Source organism: Staphylococcus sp. 231237_7MaSpsaltlick, from assembly GCF_043107035.1.
In genome coordinates, this window is sequence record NZ_JBICNX010000441.1 from 1 (window position 1) to 391 (window position 391).

The 391-nt window shown below is 30.9% G+C and carries 1 pseudogene; it reads right to left on the minus strand.

Going from position 1 to position 391, the window contains the following annotated elements:
- A pseudogene (locus tag ACF91D_RS32250) lies at positions 1 to 391 on the minus strand (cytochrome P450); the annotation flags it as partial.

The following is a 391-nucleotide window of genomic DNA, read 5'->3' on the forward strand; positions in this document are numbered from 1 at the left end:
TATGGATACTGCTACCATAGGTCTTAATAAATTTAATATTTCAACTGCAACTACTTTAGTTTCTAATAGTTTATTATTTATGTCTCTGTGCCAAGTAATTTTATAAAGCGCTTTTTCTTCATCGATTCTTAAATTATTGCCTCTTATATCTTGAACAATTTTTTCAATCCAACCATTTGTATTTTTACGTGATGATCTGCCTTTCCAATGTTTTAATCCAATAGCTGCCGGACTTTCAAATAAATCACTTAATTGAGAAACTCTTTTGTTAAGTTCTGCTTTTTTTATCGGCACGCCGATCCATTCACATGCCACCTTAAAAAAGACATATTTTGAAGCTTCATACATCTTCATTGGCGTATTTATTGCTGTATTATTAAAATAACTGCGC